Source organism: Wolbachia endosymbiont (group B) of Pammene fasciana (assembly GCF_947251495.1).
Lineage (GTDB): Bacteria > Pseudomonadota > Alphaproteobacteria > Rickettsiales > Anaplasmataceae > Wolbachia.
In genome coordinates this window covers 444,325-461,455 of sequence record NZ_OX366360.1, presented here as the reverse complement: position 1 = coordinate 461,455, position 17,131 = coordinate 444,325, and the positions used below count along the sequence as shown (strand labels likewise).

Genomic DNA, 17,131 nt, shown 5'->3' with positions numbered 1-17,131 from the left:
CAAACCGGTTATTTCATTAAAAACTTAGCTTCAGCCCAGCCAAAAGCACATACCCGGAGTTATTACTTTCGATTTCAGGTTCTTTGGTACTAAATTTTACAATATCGAAGTAGTATGAAGTGCCAAGAGCTAATGGATATTCAAGACTGAAAGCCTGTGATGTTAATTCGTTTGTACCTTTGCCTACAATATCCCTGCTACTACTAAAATATGTTAAGCTCACTTTACGAGAATCAGAATGATAAGCAACACCTGCATTTATATAATTCATATTACTTGTTTCAGGACTACGTTTCTCACCAGATTTACCGCCATTACCGTACGAAAAAATGCAATCAAGTTCAAAAAGTTTTAGCTTCAAGCCAAAATTCCAGTGTAGCAATTGATTACGGCATTTATAATTTTCAGAAGTACCATCCGAGCAATCAGTTAAATTTTCTCTTGCAAACTCACCAGTAAAAGCAGTAGTAAAATTTATTTCATCTGATAAGCCATTTTTATAGGAAAGACCAGCGGCTATTAGATTGTTATATTGCAAATTATTTTTTCCTGGAACATAACTGAGTCCAAGTTGAAAGTTATAGATTTCAGGAGAAATATAGTTTATCGTTGGTTGTTTTAACTTCAGCTCTAGTCCATTATAGTCGCTGTAAATATTGGGTTTTACCCAAAATACCTCATCTTTATCATACCCAGGATCATTATCTTTTTTTTCATTACCGCGCAAATTTGAGTAATTTGTCCAATGACCATTTATTCCTCCGGCAGCTGTGTAAATTTTTGAAGTGTTAATTAACATACTCTGACTAACTAAACTTCCTTTACCATATTCAATTGATCCAAATTCCTGGTTCTTTATGATAAAATACCACTTCTCCATTTCTAACTTTTCTATGTCTAGTGCCTTTAAGTTTGCAATACCAGAAACTCCTACCTTAACATTAAACCCCATTTGTGTATTTGGATAAACTTGCTGCAAATAAAGAAAGCGCAGGTCTGAATAGCTTGAGGTCTTGTCTTTTGTAGAGCTAAAAGAATCTTTATTGAAAGCGTAGCCAAATCTTAAATCTACTTTTCCATCTAGTTCTACATAAAACATCTCCTTATCCAGAATTACCCTAGCGTTAGCACTTCCTCCCACAAGTAATGATAAAAATAGTGTGATTAGTAACCTCATAGGTAAGCTTAAATTCTTAATATAAGCTTAACAGAAATAAAAAACAATCCTTATATTGTGTAGAACTTAGATACTACAAACCAATTAATGACAAAAGCGTTTAAGCATTCTTCACACTATGTTTTTGAATTATATTTCCATAAATAATTGATATGCTTGATAGTTTTCGCTTTAATAACTGCTTGTTAATGGAAGAATGTATACGATTAACTATTTTAGATGTGTTATTTGCATCACAGTTCATCAAAATAAAAAGTACCTTATTCTCATCAATACATCCTAAAAAATCATCACTACGGCAATTTTTATAAAAATGTTCTATGATAATTTTTAGTGTATCATTTTCCTTATTACAACTGCTGTTTAAACCTATTATTCCTATAACTGCATTAATTTGATATTCAAAGGCAAAATTCAATATGACATATAACTCCAAAATCGTTGAATCATTGTCTGGTATATCAAACAAGTTGTGTTTTTTATATTTCTTACCCATCAGATATTTATCCCTAAACATTGCTAGCTTATGAAACAGGCTAATGTCACGTATCAATAGCTCATAATTAATCTTGCTATTAGTAAATTGCGTTGTGCGAAAAACTTTTACCTTTGTTTTTATATCTTCTCCTTTAGCGTCGATTAAAGAAAAGCCTATCACTTTTGGCAATATATCGGGCAAATCGCGCCCATCTTCAGTATACTCCAAATAGCTTTTCATATCTTCAGCTGCTCTTGCACTTAAAATATTGATTAACGGCTTATTAAGTAAATTCCCTTCTTCACATTTTAATAAATTCCTTGCTGCTTGATTGAGTCCCAAGATTAACACGTTTTTTTTCTCATTATCCTGAGAAACAGATATCACAGCATCATCTTTCCTTCTTGCCGTTATAAAATCTTCCATGCTTTCATTCTATAAAATGTATTTACCAGTATAATAAAGTTGTATTAAGATTTATTTACCTATTGATATACTTAATCAAGTATAGGCAAGCATAACATAACCAGCTATTTCTAAGTGATGATAAAGGAAGCAAAATTACAAATGTAATTTTGCTTGTTTTCTTTAATACCTTCATCACAACAACTGATTTTGCTGTATTGGATTAGATGGTTGAATATAACCTAAACTACTGTGACACGATTCTTCGTATGACGGTGGTGATGAACACGATTCCTCGTATGAAGGTAGTAGTTCCTCAAGCGGTGCTGAAGGTTGTACTTTTTCATAATTGTCAGAAGGAAAATTGTCTGATTCTTTATTATTAGTTGCCTTATCCATACATTTACTGGTTGCTCTATATAGTCTTGTATTTCTTTTGTAAAACTATGATTTAGATAACAACTTGTTAAGTAAGCTACACCTGCTACTGTGAGTGCTAATGATGCAAAAACTAAAGGTGAAGCTCCTATACACCTAAAAACCTTTACTTTATACATACTCATATGAGCAGGTGGGTCAATGGTTGTTGCTAAAAAAATAAAAAAACCAAGTGAAAAAAATATTAACAAGCAAATTCCACCCAATGAACAAGATCCTAACGCTACTTCTTTTAATGATTTTTCGTTTTTCTTTTTATTATTAAGGCTTCGATACATTTTATTAACGTTAGTATTGCTAATATAATCTTCTAGTTCTTTTAAAATTTGAGTCTTTAACTCTTCAATCTCATTATCTATTAACGAATAGTATTTTTTATACCGCTGCTTCAATTGAACGTCTAATACTGATTTACCACCATTGAGAAGATTTAAAATGTCTTTTTTGCATAACTCAATCTCCTGAGAAATTTTAGAATCGTTTTGTTCTTTTATATCTTGATCCATTTTAGCCTGTAGTTTTTGACCAAAATCTTTAAATACAGTTCTGCAAGAAAGGTATTTTAATATAATAGGTAAAGCCAGCTCATTTCCCTTACTAAGCAAAGATAAAAGATTCAAAGCGAAAGAATTAGGTACTGCTTCTCTTGGTAGAATTAAGTGAAATCTTGGAGAGTAGACCGGCGGAACTTCCCCAGTCAGTCTCTCGCAAAACTGTACGTAAATCTCTCGATTTATACAGCTTCCATTATTCAGCCTTTTGACCTAACCCTAATGTCCAGTGGTAGAAAGTCTTTGGATTCTCTTCTTTTATTTTTCCTAGAAGTTGCCTTGCTAGTCTTTTTCCAAGTTTCGGATATTTCTTTCTTGTCCACTTTTCTAGATGTTGCTCTACATTGTTAAGAGGTTTATACACCTCCGATTGGTAAAACCTGCCATAGTACTGATACTAGCCTCTTACTATTAGATTGTATATTAAATCAAAGTTGCAACGCTATAATGAGCAAGCTGTCAATTGGATTGATAGAAATCGTAGGAATCTCGGTACACTCCTTGCTTAAAAAATGTAGTACGAACGGTAGGGGGACCTAAAAGATCGAATCACAATCCTGTACATCATTTATATTGTTATTTGATTATAATTTATAGGTGCAAAAATGGCTAGAACAGTTTTTATGGGTATTGATGTTTCAAAAGAGACACTTGATATTTCAATCAACAATAAACATCAGCGTATAGAAAATGCAGAAAAAGCTATATCTGAGTTTATAAAGTCAAAAATAGTTAATATATTTGTTGAATTATGTGTAAACAGGCGGTTATGAAAAACTTGTCGTAAAATTGTTACAAGAACATAGTATAGTTGTTCATAGAGCTCACCCAAACCGGGTATATGCGTTTGCGAAAGCTTGTAACCATTTTGCAAAAACAGACAAATTAGATGCAAAATTGCTAGAAAAGTATGCTGAATTTATCACAAAAAACGATGAGGTAGTAGAATGTATAGTTTCACAAAAACAAGAAGAACTAAAAGAACTAAGAGCAATTGAGCGTAATCTAAGCGATGCAAATATGTGTCGTTTACATAATGTGACAGGAAAAGCCAGAAAATATATAGTAAAGCAGATAGAATTTGCCAAAAAACAATTAGAGCAAGTTAGGCAAGACATAGAAGACATAATAGACTCTGACCCTGGTTTGAAGGAAAAAAGCAAACTTCTAACTAGCTATAAAGGTATTGGACGCAAAATTGCGAGTATCCTACTCATAGAAGTACCTGAGCTTGGTAGATTAGATAATAAAGAAATAGCCTGTCTAATTGGAGTTGCACCAAAAACTAATGAAAGCGGAAGAGGTAAGCAAAGCTCAAATCATAGGTGGCAGGTTTTATGCTCGAAAAGCATTATACATGTCTGCTGTGGTCGCAATGCGTCATAACAGGAAAATGAAAGCTCTTTATCAGTGCTTAGTTGCTTCTGGCAAAGCCGCTAAAGTTGCATTAGTTGCTGTCATAAGAAAAATCATTATTTGTTTAAATGCCATGGTAAAAAACAATAGTTTTTATCTTGACGCTTAAGACGGTAGATTCCAGTACTGGAATGACAGGAGCAGAAACTGGAATGACAAGAAATCTAATATTTTCACATTTCCTGAACAATGCTTATTTGTGTGATTCATATAGGTTATTACAATAAAAATGTAAGATCAAATAGAAATTTGTACTTGTGATAGTTTATATACCTTATTACAATTATGGTGGGAAGTATATCAACAATAAAAGCCGCAAGTAAATGGACTCTAAAGTTAAGCTACGCCTGAATTGGGTAAACCTATATAAAAAATTAGGTCATGCAGGAAGAGTATGTCAGCACTATAATATTTCACGCTTTACCTTACGCAAATGGTGTAAACGTTACAAGGAGTTTGGTGAAAAAGGATTAGAAAATCTTAGTAGCAGGCCTAAAACCTCACCTTTACAAAAAACCAATATATCTAGTGATCAACTTATTCTCCACTTAAGAAAAACTAGAAAATTAGGAGCAAGACGTATTCAAACTGAATTGAAACGTTTACATGATCTCTCTTTTTCATTGGCTACTATACACAAAGTTTTCAAAAAATATGATGTAAGTCTTTTACGTATTAAACGTCATTACCGCAAACAAATAAAGCGTTACAACTGTAAAGTACCAGGAGAGCGTATACAGATGGATGTATGCAAAATAGCTTCTGGACTTTATCAGTATACCGCTATAGATGATTGTACACGTTATAAAGTTGTTACATTGTACCCAAGACGTACTGCAGAAAACACTCTAGATTTTCTTGAACAACTAAGAGAAAAAATGCCATTTCATTGTCAAAGAATTCAAACCGATAGAGGACAGGAATTTTTTGCTTATGGGGTACAAGAATATTTGAAAAAATGGAAAATCAAATTTCGTCCTATCAAGCCATTTTCCCCGCATTTAAACGGTAAAGTGGAAAGAGCTCAGCGTACAGATTTAGATGAATTTTACAGTAGTGTTAACATCAAGGATCCTGACCTACAAATTAAACTCAGAGATTGGGAAAACCATTATAATAGACAACGTCCTCATAGCTCTCTTCAAGGAAAAACTCCATGGGAAAAATATAAAGAGCTAGAAAGTACAATTCCTTGTTTAAGTGAAGTGCAAAAAAATTACATTCCGTCAAAGGAGCCTTTTGTCATGCAAAATTACAAGCATGATCAAAGATTAAAGTCAATTCAAAAACACAACGTTACTTAACTATTTAAAATTCAGACTTAATCTGACAAATCAGTTGTTATGACCTATATGAATCACACAGATAAAATTAAGCAACTTGACCAGCAGAAGTAACTCCTCTCAGGCTCTTATTATCCGTAGGTTCTATAGTAATGCTGTTAAGTGAAGATATTGGCCGCTGTGACTTTTTCAAATTGCTATTTTCCCATTGTATAAATCTTTGTATTTGATCGTCATAATGATTCAGTTTATATTTCAGCTCAATGAGTAACCCTTCTCTGTCTAGTGATAGATTTACAGTCTTCTGAACACCTAGAGATGTCACTCTCATATTTTCCAAATTTCTTCTTTTAGGTGATATACACTGACCCTTCACTGAGCCTGATAAAGTACAATCTTGCAACTCTGAGACTTGCTGCTGATTATCCATTTTTCTCCTTTTAGTTTTTGTACTCTCTGTGTCTAGAAAACTTTTGTTTTCTAGCAGTAACTCTTCACTTGATACTGAAGAAGAACTTTCGCTATTTTTTTCTACATAAAGCTCTTTTAAAATTGAGACACCCTTAGCATTCAAATCAGATTTTTCAAATTGTAAGAGCGATTCTCTTTTTTCTATCTCATTTCTTAAATATGTTAACTTGTCTTCACCTTCAGTAAATAATTCTTGTATAGCATTTACAGTTCCTAAAGTGTCAGGATGATTTACTCCTATCACTTTCTCCTGTAATTCTTGCAATTGTTGGAGTTCTTGTAATGCTTTTTCCTTATCCCCTAAGCAGCTATGTAAAACAGCTATATAAAACTTCACAGATAGTACGTTAGGATGATTATCTAAAAATCCATAATTTTTTTGTAGCTTCAGTACTTCCTCAAAATATCGCAATGTTTTTTCTCTTAATTCCCTCTGAATGACTTTTTCTACTTCTATTTCAACAAAATAAGGAGCAGGTTGTAAGTACTGACTACCTTCTTGATTTATTAGAACATCTTGTAGATTCCTAAATAAAGCTTGTATACTCAATTCACGAGGTAAATCCTCTTTATGTGATAACTCTCCTTCATTTATAGTTACTTTTTTTCTTTCTTGAACCATAAAGAAATATGCTAGGGCATAGATATATTTTGTATCTAAATTATAAAGTTCATACATCTCGGAAGGATAAAGATAAGGATCATCATCGGAGTAAAAATCACCTAGTTTAAGGAAAATTTCATCTCTCAGTCGTCTTACATAGTACAAAGTTGTAAATGCATCAGTATATCTTTTTTGCATCACAAATACTTCAGCTATAATAACTGCTATATCTAGATGTTCTTCCATAAGTTCCATGATGTCTTCTCCATATAAACTATTGACTATAAAGTTATTGTATTTAACGTATGACAATGCTTCTTTATAATTTTTTTGTTTGAGATAAGTAGAAAGTATTTTTTTATCCAAAGTAAGAGAAGGAAATGTATCATTTACCTTCTCGAGTTTTTTTAAATCCAGAAAGATTTTTAACGCTCTATCATATAGTCCCAAACCAGCTTGCGCGCAGGCAAACTCATATTTAATTAATCTTGAATATCTATCATCTACAGCAAGTAATTGATATAATTGTGACGTGAGATTGATAACTTTTTTATACTCATGTAACTCATTTAAGCTACTCAAAACTAAACAAGGAAAATTCTTATTTTCTTCTATTAGATAGTCATATTTTTGACTATGATCAAACAAGGATAAGAGATGAACTACATCTAAAAATCCTCCTTCAGCTTCAGATACCAGTTCTATGACACAACTTAATATGTGTTTTTCCTCATCTATGCTAAGCCATGAACGCACTACTTTTTTGACCGATTCATGCATAATGTAAACCTTGTATTTATCTGATCCTTCTACATAAATTATGGAATACTGCTCTAGCAATTCGAAAATGGAGTATAGTCCATCCTCATATCTAATCCAGGTAAGAAATAAACTGGGATCAATTGCACTATGATCAAAATAAGCCATAATACTTAAAATTTTTAGAATTTTCTCTCCAGAACTCATCTTTTCTATTGTTTCCATCGAGATTAGTAATGTTATTTGCAATATTCTATCGTATTCATTTTGTCCAGTGTTTCGTGGAAATTTCTGATTAAACCTTTCGTATTCTATTAAATATTCAAAAATTCCAAATGCTTCGCTCAAAGAGCTTGATCCTTTGTTTTTAATACATGCTGCTGCTAGATTTATAGCCAATGGAAAACATTTTAGTTTTCTTATGAGCGCTTTTATTTGTTCATCTTGCGATCTATCTGCCATCTCTAAAATTATTTTGACAAGTTGTACAGCTTCTTTTTCTTCAAGAATATCTAAAGATACTTCTGCTATATCTTGATAATCTTGATCAGAAGAAGTAAACAGGCAATCAAAACCACCTCTTTGACCTCTGATCTTTAAAATCCTCTCTAGATCTTCTTTTTTAACTCCCTGAAAAAGGAATAGGCATTTTTTCTTTTCTTTATTTCCTACTCCTCCTTCCATAAACATGGCTAACCTATCTCGGGTAAAGGAAGCAAAAGAACTTTCTATGGATAATATATCTTGAGTACTCACCTCATAGGCATGAAGATAAGCTCCTTTGTTTTCTTCAACAAACTTTCTAGCTAATTGAGTTTTACCAATACCAGATGGACCTACTATTACTACCGCTCCCCCCTGCAATTTTGTATATATCTCATCTATTTGTTCTTGCCTTCCAGTGAATTCTTCTACTGGATCACATACATCCTGAAAATTCATTTTACCAAATAGAAATCCTAATTTTTTTACATTTGATAATCTTTTTATACTAGACCGAAAACTCCTAGATCTTGCTGCATTATCATGCTCTGATTCAAGTAGGTTGCTATAGTCTTGAGCGACTGTTTCAGCATGCTTTACAAATGCTTCTTTTACTTTTAGATAATAAGATAAATTTGGAATTGTTTTTAAATTGTTTTCCATCGAATATATAACATCACTATTTTTTCCAGCCCTTTCTATTATCTTTTTGCCTTTCCTTATTCCTTCTCCTTCAACTAAGTATCTCATATTCATATCTAAACTTTGTTTGCATCCTTGACAGAAAAGTAAGATATACTCGCTTAAAACGCTTACCTCTCGTTCAATATGAGATTTAATTTTTACTATAAGATCCTCAATTACTTTTTTGCTTGGCATTTGAATTTCTTCATTGACAATATAAAATACCTTCTCCACTTTAGCCTTAAAGTCTTGTAGGCCTAAAGCGTCTAAGGTATACACATAATTTTCAAGTTCTACGTTTGTGGTTTCTACTCTAATATATCTTGTCTCATATGTTCTTTTCGACTTTTCACCCATAAGGGAACGGCGATAACCATACTGACTAGATTTATCTTCACTTCTTTTTCTATAATATATAAAAGAGCCTTCACTTCCTTCTGCAATTCCGATATTTTCATATAAATCTTTAAGGTTATAACTTATTTCTCCATACTGCGCAGACACCTCTTGCAAATATGTATTTAGAACAAGGGTTTCAGCTATCCCTAGCTTGCTCAAATCTCCCTTGTATTCTTTCTGAATATAATATTCGATGATCTTATCTACAATGTCATCTGCTATCTTTGAAACATGATCAAAGCCTATTTTCTCAAACTGCATTTCAAAACTTTGAAAAATATTGCATCCAGCATCTACTAATATTTTTCTAAAGCCCAGTTTATATTCATTAAATGTTTCTATTAAGTCTGATAGATTAATAAAATTTTTTGTCGCTTTTATTACATTACCTGTTCTCAAAGATGCCCTCATACCAAACATTGCCAAGTCATCTGTATGTATTGAACATCCAAAAATACTCCGCACAGATCTATTAGTGTTCATTCCATCAAAAAATATTCTGTTCCCCTCTCTCAGCATACTCGCAAGCACATCATATATAATGATCCTCGTTTCAAATGATTGAATGAAACTCAGAACAAACTTCATCAAATTTGAATACTCTACTTGATAAAATTGATAATGATTACCTCCTTTGTAGGATAAGTGTATTTTATTACAGTATTTTTTCTCTTCATTGTATATAAGATCTTTTGAATCTTTCTGAGACACTATTATCGCTGTATTTAGTAGATCAGACATTGAATTTATTTCATGCTTTCCACCCCAAACTCCAGTAAGTTCCATGCACTTTAAGTATGTGTCAAATACAAATTCTTGAACTTGATTACGTTTTTTTATCTTATTAAGTTCAGTACAAATTTCCTTTACTGCATTTTCGTCAAAAAAATTGGGTTGGAGTTTACTAATATCAATATTATACTGCTTAATTTTTTCAGCACCGAATTCATGTTCAAACTCTTTTTTAAAGGTACCTCCTGTAAAATAACTTCCACTGTGACTCTCAAAAAGATCCATAATTTCAACCTTATTTTCAAATCTTCTTTGGCTGAAACATACTTCATCAGCAACCTCACAACGAAATGTCTTCGTTACTAATTGCTTCATTACACTATCTTCATAAATATTTGCATTACTTTGTATTAGCCTTTGAATTGAATGTACATCATAGTCGCTCGCAAATAATTCTTTAAACCTTTCATGAAAGGCATAATCATCAAATTTTACGGGAGTTAAGTAAGCTAAAGCAACAGACCAAAATAAGCAACTGCCATCTCCTGGTATATCAACTTCTTCATATGAAATAAGTGGTTGCAGTATCTTAGCGATATCTTTTCTGTTATTATCTTTAGCAATATCTATAGGAGTCTTTCCCTCTCCATCTAAAACATCAACTTGCGCTCCTATCTTTAGCAAAAATCTGACAATTGTTAACTCTCCCAGGCAAACAGCAATATGCAGCGGTGTATCACTGCATTGATTCACTCGAAAATTAACGTTTAGACTCGGATATACCTTAAAAAAACTTTTCAGCTTTTCAAGCTTTCTATCTTCTAGAATACTAGAATCCTCTATAATATTAGTAAACTCTCTTATTAATAGTGTCTCGCTCAAGATTGGCTCAAAATGGAAACCTCCTTTATTTATTATATGTATAGTATTTTTTTCATTATAATCTGTACTTACAGGTTTGGATGTTAACTCATCAATAAGATACCCTGACCATCCACATATATGAAGATCTTCAATAACATGCAGCTTAATATTATATTCATTACAAATCATACTTCCCTCAATTTCAGGCCTACCCCATATAGGAATCTGCAACGTACTTCCATACTTTAAATCAGTTAACGATAAAAACACGTCTTTATTGTCCCTCTGCATTTTTTCTATATCTTCAATACTGTATTCTATACCAATCAAATAAGTCTTCCATAATTCATCATCATTAATACCAGGCTCTGGGAGTATTACTGTAGAATCTTCACGGTTTCTAGCATCTGCTATAATCTTTTCTTTCATTTCTTGACTAATTAAAGCTTGCTTCCTACAAACTTCTCTCAAAGATTTCACAGTAAAGTTTGTTCCAGGATTTAATTGCTTAAGTCCCTGTGCAACTGCATCAAAGAAACAATCTCCTCCTCCAATTGCTTTTCCTATTGTAAAACCTTCTGGCAGCTTTAATATTTGCTGACTGCTAGATAGTAGTGTGTCTTCTTTTTGCATTCTTATTAACCTAGATTGATTATCTATTACTTGTTCCTTTGTATTTTCTTTACCTAACATAAAGCCCCCTATATTTTAATATTCATATTTTGATGATTTTGTCGTAAACCTCTTTTCTAAAGATTGGTTTCAACATTTGATTCTTATACAGCTGTACCAAAACAATTTGCTGTAGAAACCTTAAGTTAATTTCAAGTAACTTTGATTGCTGAGTAACAGTGTGCTTTTCTTTTGATTTCTTACTAAACTAGATATATTCTTAAAAAAGCCAGGATTGCTTTCTGAATGATGTACATAATACAATGCATCTGACTCAATACCCCATGTATTTATTATGTTAAACTCGACTATAGCTAAAGAAATCTAGCAGAACAAGAACTTTTTTCATGTTTTAATATTTTTTTAAAACTAAAGCCAGTGCTTGTAAAAACACGTCTATTCTTTTACTACAATGTACTTTTTCTATTTCTAAATACTAATTTAACAAAAACTAAAACAATTTCACATATCACTACAACCATTTCCAGCAACCAATACTGCTACCCGTGAGAAGACTTTTCTTTGGGATGGATTGGTTTACCAAGCGATACATACGAACTTTTCTTTATATCAATTTATTACTTTATTTCTCTGTTTTTTTTTAAATTCCCCTAATGAAATTAAATAGCTTACTGTAAAATTAGCTTCCTTTTAAGTTCTTGTTATTCACAGATTCTACAGCAACACTATTAAATGAATATGCGGGCATCTCACTATTTATATTAACAATGCTTTCCGTTCTATCAGCAAGACCTTCAAATTGCATTGACATGTCAGATGGTGGATTCTGACTACCTTGAAGCAATTGTATATTTGATGCATTTTCTTCAAATGTTGCACTTATATTTTCTAATTTTCTTTTTTTAGGCTCGTTTAAATGCGCAGATCTCCTCTGTTTTCTTTCATGCAAAAAATTCTTGAGTTTAAGTTTCACATTAACTTCTTCTTGCACTAAAGAACAATATTCAATAAGGTGGCAAGCAATATCTGGGCGGCCAATGACAATGGTAAGAGCATAAAATAAAGGACTCATACCACCTTCGTCCTGTATATTTATATCAGCCCCTTTTTCTACAATGTATTCAACAATACCTGAGTGACCATATATGACAGCATAGTGCAAAGGACTCACATCTTTTTTATCCTGTTCATTTACATTAGCCCCCTTTCCTACAATGTATTCAACAATACCTGAGTGACCATATATGACAGCATAGTGCAAAGGACTCATACCATCTTTGTCCTTTTCATTTACATTAGCTCCCTCTTCTACAAGATAGTTAATAACATTTGAATAACCACGTATAGCAGCAAAGTGCAAAAGACTCACACTACCTTTGTTCCATGGATCTACCCTAGTTCTTTGCGTTATAAGGTACTTAATATTATCTAAGTGATCACACACGGTAACATAACATTCAAACCTCATATTATTTTTATCATGTAGATTTACATTCATACTCATCACCTTTTTCTTTATAAGGTATTTAGCAATATTTAATCTAACACTTTCAGCAGCATGGCAAAAAGGACTTATATAATCTTTATTCTGTAGATTTACATTGGCACCTTTTTCTACAAGGTGGATAACAATATCTAAACGACCATTTTGAGTAGCAAAGTACAAAGGAGTTATACCATTTCTATCACATGAACTTACATTGGCACCTTTTTCTACAAGACATTTAACAATATCTATATTACCACTGATAACAGCATAGTGCAAAGGACTCATATCATTTTTATCATGTAGATTTATATCAGCTCCCCCTTCCTCTACAAGGTATTTAACAATATCTAACCGATTCTCCTCAATAGCAAAATGTAAAGGCCCTGCACTTTCATCCTGTAGATTTACATTGGCCCCTTTTTCTACAAGATATTTAACAATATCTATATTACCACTGATAACAGCATAGTGTAAAGGAGCACCACCCTCTCCACTCAACTTATCAACCTCCCAATATTTATTGTCAATAAAATGCTTAACTACTTCTAATTGACCAGATAGAGTAGCCCAGTGTAAAGGGCTAAGGTCGCGATTACCTCCATCCAAATCACTTCCTTTCTCTATAAAGCATTTAACTATCTTTAAGTGACCATGCATGGCAGCACAGTCTAAAGGAGTAAATTTCATTTTATCAACAGCATTAACAATTTTACTTAATTTATTTGAATCTACTTTCTTTAATATACGTTTAATAACTTTCTCATTACCATCTTTGGCTAGTAAATGTAAGATAGTACTTCCATCATAAAGAGAATCAATAAATTCATTAACTAACCTGTAATATTTACTTGCATGACTCCAAACAGATATAGCGTGATTTGCATTTGTAAGGCAAAATGATGTCATAATCTCTCTTAAAATTTCTTCTTCTGTTCCTGCTTGTTCTTTCTCTAATCTTATTGTTTTTTGTACTCCCATATGAACTCTTGCTATTGATTCCTCTAACTCAATCACTGAGAACTTATCAAGTAGATTAAGTGCATCCAAAACCTTTTGCTGATCGTTTTCTGATTTCTTATGAAGAAAAATTTCTGCTGTATCAATTTTATCAGGACTCAAGTAAGCCATAGAGGCTAAAATATCATGCGATTGTTGTCCAACATCTTTTTCTTCTTTTATTTTACCAAAGTTGATTTGCAAAGTCGTAAATAATTCTGGAGAGATATCTTGTTTCTTCAGACGATCAAGATTTGATTCTTTCATTACTTTACATAGCATTCTAGGTATTGACTAATACTAATATTTTCTTCTTTAATGTATTTTGTTGCTTCTTTCAAAGCTAATGGAAAATAATTTAACACCTTTACTAAGTTTACCATCTCGTCAATCTGTAAGTGTGAGTTATCATCTATTCCTAAGGTTTTTTCAATAAACATCAAGGCTTCTGCTGAAGAAAATCCTTTATCCAAATTTATCTTTTCTATCTCTTCTTTCCAATCCTTATTGCGAGAAGTAATTAAGATGTAAGGCTGTTTTCCACCAAAAATGAAACCATAAGGCGGTAAAAATTTTTTAATCTCCTCATATTGATTGGCGTTGTCAAAAATAAAATAACTTTCCACATCTTGAAGTTTCTCATATACATTATCAACAATAGATTCAATTCTTTTCTTTTGAACATCATTGTAATCTACTTGCTCTCTACCTTCCATACCAGAATTTATTTTTTGTATACCTTGATAACCTTCTGTAGGAATTCCTAATTTTTTAGCTAAACTATAAAATGAATTTGAAAGAGTGCTACATGATTTGGCATTTATCCATATAACGTTACCTTTACTCTTTATATTATGTGCATAACTTTTAGCTAGTTCACTTTTTCCTACTCCATAGCCTCCATGAATTAAGACCATTCGTGGTATTTCTTCTTGTTTTTCAATGTCTAACTTCTCGTTTAACATCTTTAACATATTTCCTCTTTCTACAAAGAATTGTGGTAAATGGTCCAAATTAAAGAAAAACGGACGTACACTTTCCTCTTTTTTTGTTTGGAAATTCTTGATCTTTTCATACAGTTCTTCTATATCTTTTCTTTTCGTTGGATCGTTTCCATTAATCTCTTTTAATATATTATCAGCCAATTCTTTCTTTTTTTTCTCATTTAAAATATGCACATACTGTTCTTCTTTAGGTAAGTTAACAAGCCTATACTTTTTGTCTACCTCCCACCACTTTTCTAATTCCCATGTAAAAGGAAGTCTATATCCATATTTTTCAGCATTATCATGTTTCCTCAACTGATAATATTCAGTAGTATCATAATTTACTTTTTTTATTCCTACTCCTGTATATAATTCTGGGGTTATCCAAATTTTACCACTTTGCTTATCTTTCACTTTATATCCAGACTGAAATGCTTCTGACTTAAAAAGTTTCGCTGGTTTTTTTAAAACTTGCTTAGCAAATGTTCTCGCTTTTGATTCACCTAAAACAACACCTTTTGTTATAAGATCAACGGAAAGTTCTTCTTTATTATCTGAAATATAATTTATTACTCTAGATACAGCATCTATTGCTAATTTCTCAATCCCTCTCTCCCAAGAAAGGCTACTAACATCCATAATCCCAGTAAACTGCCCCTCAAATTTTTGAAAAATTTCCAAACTAGCATCTACTAAAATCTCTCTTGTGCTATCTCCTAAAGGCATAACTGTTGAAGAAACACTTTTTGCTCCTTTCTTATGCTCTTTTGCAGAAAGACAACCTATCATTTCAATTGCTTTATCAGGAATTATTCGCATACCTGGTGTAATAGCACTCTTTATAGTTGAATCAGCCAGACCTAATATTTTACCTGTTTTTTTTATTTTTGAACCTGGTTTTACTTCTTCAGAGTATTGAAATAGTTTTTTTTCGAATTCTTTAACAAAAGTCTTAACAAAAAAAGTTGCTCTTTTCACTATTTCATCATCTGTAAGACCTATATCCTCTACCGTTAACCTACAATCAACCAATGCACTATACCATGTACTACTGCTGCTTATAGATGAAGCTCTTGTTACTCTAGGACTATCTTGACTTCGTTCATGCTGAAGTTCTTCATCAGATAATCTGTCTTCATAATCAACTGTTGCTTCCATTATTGACTCATCAGGCAACACCTCTACACCAGGGCTAGATTCTTTATAATCTTCACAGTCCATTTGATTGTCTGTGACATCTTTCATTTCTGCTTCGAAATTTTGTCGAAAATAAACAGACTCACTGTCCAATTTTTTTTCACTAGCCATGGTTTTATAATAATAAAGTGACGTTTGCTGTACTGTCCCTCTTAAGATTGGTTGAAAATGAAGATCTCCTTGATTTACTATATGTATAGTGTCTTTTGTATAGTAAACTTTCTTACTAAGAATCTCGCTATTTAATATATCCTTTTGGTAACCTTCCCTATCAATAATGTGATGCATTATTACATTTTCTCCATCAGAATTAATAGCTGCTTCAATAAAATGCAACCTTACCTTATATACTATACAAATTATTCTTCCCTCAATCTCTGGTAGACCCCATATAGGTACATTTAATTTTAATCTATCTATTACTTTAGATCCTTTCTCAATATCATTTGCGGTAAACTCAATTCGTGAAATATAATAAGAAATACTTCTATATTCATTTTTTAAAGCTTTTTTAAGCCACGACGAGTCAATATCAAGTTGACTCTCTGCAAACAGCCTACAAATAAGTCTTAAAGATTTTACAGTAAAGCCCTTATGAGGTTTAAGCTGTTCAAGTCCCTGTGCAACTGCGTGAAAGAAACAATCTCCTCCTCCAATTGCTTCCCCTATTGTAAAACCTTCTGGCAAATCTAAATCAATCGTTACTTGTTGACTACTAGATGGTAGTGTATCTTTTTTTTGCTCTCTTATTAACTTAGATCGATTAACTGCTTGTTTAAAATAATTTACAGAATTCAATGTCTTTAACACAATACTCCCACATATTTATTACGTAAAATGCAACTTTATTATGACTAATAAAGATCTAACAAGGCAAGATTTTTTGCATGTTTTAGCATTTTATTATAGTTTGTATTTTTAAAACTAAACCAATACAGCCATTTCCAGAACCCAAAACCACTATTGTGAGAAGAGTTTGTTTTGGGATGGCATGGTCTACCAAATAACCAGTACGAACTTTTTTATATGGCAATTTCACTGTGCGCTAAAATCAGCTATATTAGCCCATTTCATCCATATCTACAT

At 32.2% G+C, this 17,131-nt stretch carries 7 protein-coding genes and 1 pseudogene; 2 read left to right on the top strand and 6 right to left on the bottom strand.

The window, feature by feature from the left end; translation table 11 throughout:
- Positions 1-16: 16 nt before the first annotated feature.
- The 3 genes from OPR29_RS02105 to OPR29_RS02095 all read right to left on the bottom strand — a co-directional run bounded on the left by OPR29_RS02105 (position 17) and on the right by OPR29_RS02095 (position 3,004).
- Positions 17-1,177, bottom strand: coding sequence for a porin (locus OPR29_RS02105; protein WP_265025370.1), 1,161 nt, complete (start codon positions 1,175-1,177; stop codon positions 17-19).
- 100 nt (positions 1,178-1,277) lie between these two features.
- Entirely contained in the window at positions 1,278-2,081 is an 804-nt protein-coding gene (locus OPR29_RS02100; RefSeq protein ID WP_264685015.1) for a hypothetical protein, read from the bottom strand.
- A gap of 221 nt (positions 2,082-2,302) precedes the next feature.
- A complete protein-coding gene (locus OPR29_RS02095) occupies positions 2,303-3,004 on the bottom strand; it encodes a hypothetical protein (RefSeq protein ID WP_265025369.1) in 702 nt (233 codons plus the stop codon).
- A gap of 650 nt (positions 3,005-3,654) precedes the next feature.
- Here OPR29_RS02095 and OPR29_RS06065 point away from each other — a divergent pair.
- Together OPR29_RS06065 and OPR29_RS02075 are read left to right on the top strand one after the other, a co-directional pair.
- Positions 3,655-4,574: pseudogene (locus OPR29_RS06065) on the top strand (IS110 family transposase).
- A 214-nt stretch (positions 4,575-4,788) separates the two neighbouring features.
- Positions 4,789-5,769: an IS481 family transposase gene (locus tag OPR29_RS02075; protein WP_019078870.1), complete on the top strand. Its 981-nt coding sequence runs from the start codon at positions 4,789-4,791 to the stop codon at positions 5,767-5,769.
- A gap of 67 nt (positions 5,770-5,836) precedes the next feature.
- Here the strand turns inward: OPR29_RS02075 and OPR29_RS02070 are convergent, their stop codons facing one another.
- The 3 genes from OPR29_RS02070 to OPR29_RS02060 all read right to left on the bottom strand — a co-directional run bounded on the left by OPR29_RS02070 (position 5,837) and on the right by OPR29_RS02060 (position 16,855).
- A complete protein-coding gene (locus OPR29_RS02070; protein WP_265025368.1) occupies positions 5,837-11,437 on the bottom strand; it encodes an ankyrin repeat domain-containing protein in 5,601 nt (1,866 codons plus the stop codon).
- Positions 11,438-12,056: 619 nt separating this feature from the next.
- The gene (locus tag OPR29_RS02065) at positions 12,057-14,144 is read right to left on the bottom strand and encodes an ankyrin repeat domain-containing protein (RefSeq protein ID WP_265025367.1); all 2,088 of its coding nucleotides are present in this window, start codon (positions 14,142-14,144) and stop codon (positions 12,057-12,059) included.
- Positions 14,129-16,855, bottom strand: coding sequence for a hypothetical protein (locus OPR29_RS02060; protein ID WP_265025366.1), 2,727 nt, complete (start codon positions 16,853-16,855; stop codon positions 14,129-14,131). Before OPR29_RS02060 ends, OPR29_RS02065 begins: the two co-directional genes overlap by 16 nt.
- Positions 16,856-17,131: the final 276 nt, after the last annotated feature.

Coding starts and splice junctions, on each gene's coding strand:
- OPR29_RS02065 (WP_265025367.1), bottom strand. CDS start 14,144: ATGCTATGTAAAGTAATGAAAGAATCAAATCTTGATCGTCTGAAGAAA.
- OPR29_RS02105 (WP_265025370.1), bottom strand. CDS start 1,177: ATGAGGTTACTAATCACACTATTTTTATCATTACTTGTGGGAGGAAGT.
- OPR29_RS02070 (WP_265025368.1), bottom strand. CDS start 11,437: ATGTTAGGTAAAGAAAATACAAAGGAACAAGTAATAGATAATCAATCT.
- OPR29_RS02100 (WP_264685015.1), bottom strand. CDS start 2,081: ATGGAAGATTTTATAACGGCAAGAAGGAAAGATGATGCTGTGATATCT.
- OPR29_RS02075 (WP_019078870.1), top strand. CDS start 4,789: ATGGACTCTAAAGTTAAGCTACGCCTGAATTGGGTAAACCTATATAAA.
- OPR29_RS02095 (WP_265025369.1), bottom strand. CDS start 3,004: ATGGATCAAGATATAAAAGAACAAAACGATTCTAAAATTTCTCAGGAG.